This window comes from Nocardioides sp. (assembly GCF_031422975.1).
Lineage (GTDB): Bacteria > Actinomycetota > Actinomycetes > Propionibacteriales > Nocardioidaceae > Nocardioides.
Genome location: NZ_JANPEO010000591.1, coordinates 1 through 1,541, shown reverse-complemented (window position 1 = coordinate 1,541; position 1,541 = coordinate 1). Strand labels below are relative to the sequence as shown.

Annotated in this window: 2 protein-coding genes; both read right to left on the bottom strand. The window is 72.9% G+C overall.

All coding sequences use genetic code 11. The features are described from left to right. Nucleotides 1-582, bottom strand: a 582-nt coding sequence (locus tag RMO85_RS17595) for a hypothetical protein (protein ID WP_310530017.1), incomplete at its 3' end; no start/stop codon positions are given. Next, on the bottom strand, nucleotides 572-1,541 hold a 970-nt coding region (locus RMO85_RS17590; protein ID WP_310530016.1), incomplete at its 5' end, for a cytochrome P450. The genes RMO85_RS17590 and RMO85_RS17595, both read right to left, overlap by 11 nt.

The following is a 1,541-nucleotide window of genomic DNA, read 5'->3' as shown; positions in this document are numbered from 1 at the left end:
GCGGCGCGCCTGCTCGAGCGCGATGCGTGAGGTGAGCGCGGCGTTGAGGAGTCGGAAGTCCGCGACATCGCCATCAGGCCACGGGCCGGTGCCCGCACCGCCCATCGCGAGGCTGCCGTACATGACTCCGTCCGCGAACTGGGCGCGGACCACCATGCTGCGGATACCGCAGGCCGACAGCTCGCGGCAGTCCTGATCGGCCTCGGGTGGCAGGAGGTCGATGTCGACCAGGACGAGGGCTTCCTCGCGCGCGCGAGGCGACACCCACGGCATCGTCAGCGCGGCCTCCGGCCCCGCACCGGGCGGGGGCAGGATCGAGCAGGCGGTGCCGGGCCTCAGCCACTCGGTCACCCACGCCCGTTGACCGAGGTGCAGCCAGCCGCGTTCGTCCTGGGGCGCGAAGGTGGTGAGGGCGGCCGTGACGGCCTCGACGCGCGGAAGGGTCAGGAGGTGGTCGGCGGTCAGTGTGAACGCCTGGTCGAGCGACGTCCCGGTATCCAGGATCACCGTGGCGAGCCGGGCCGCCGACGGCGAGGCGGAGGCGTCCAGTGGCACGTCCTGGAGGGCGGGGCTACGGATCATCGATCGATTTCATCCTGGGCGAGACGGTGATGCGGGCGGGCGAGGGGAGGATTCCCCTGCTCTGGTCGATTGTGACCGATGACGCCAGTGCTAGGCGATGCCGACCCGCCCAGACGGCCAGATCGCGGAGCAGGCCGAATCCGAGGGTGCGACCGGGGCAGGCGTGAGCGCCGGCGCCGAACGGGAGCCAGGCGCCTGCTCGGACGTCGTCGCGATGCCATCTCGTTGGGTCGAAGGTGCCGAGGTCTGCCGGGTCGCCCGGCACCAGCTCGGCCAGACGGCCGAGGAGGAGCGGGCTGACCAGCACGACTTCGCCGGCCGGGACGTGCTGTCCGGCCAGCTCGACGGGGGCCGTGGTCACCCGGGCGGTCACCCAGGTCGGTGGAGTGAGGCGCAGGGCTTCCCAGACGGCATGGTCGGGGTCGACGTCGTGGTCTCGATGGTCGGCCAGGAAGACCAGCAGCCAGGCCCCGGCGGCGATGGGCACCTGAATGCCCGCGGCGAGCATGGTGGCGACGATGGGGGGCGTCTCGGTGATCCCCAGCGCCGCCAGGACGTCGGTCAGGGTGTCGTCGAGGGCGAGGCGGGCGCGGCGCTCGCCGCGGCGCGCGCGGCTCCAGCGGCCGGGGGCGCGGGGGCTCGAGATCACTGGCGCCAGGGCGTCGATCCAGGCGAGCACCTGGTCCGCCACCTGGTTGCGGGTTGCCGGGTCGAGGTCACCGAGCACGGCCGCGCAGGTGGCCCGGGCTACGGGGCGCCGCAGGAGCTGCATGGCCTCGAACTCTGCCGCGCCGCTGGAGAATCCCGCGCCGGCCAGGGCGTCGGTCCACTCGGAGAGAAACACCCAGCGGCCGCGATCGACCTGTGCGGGCGCGAGTGGCGTGTAGATGTGGTGACCCGTGCGCGTCTCGGCGGTGCTGGCAGACAGGTCCGAGCCGCGACTGACGTTGGTCGGGAAG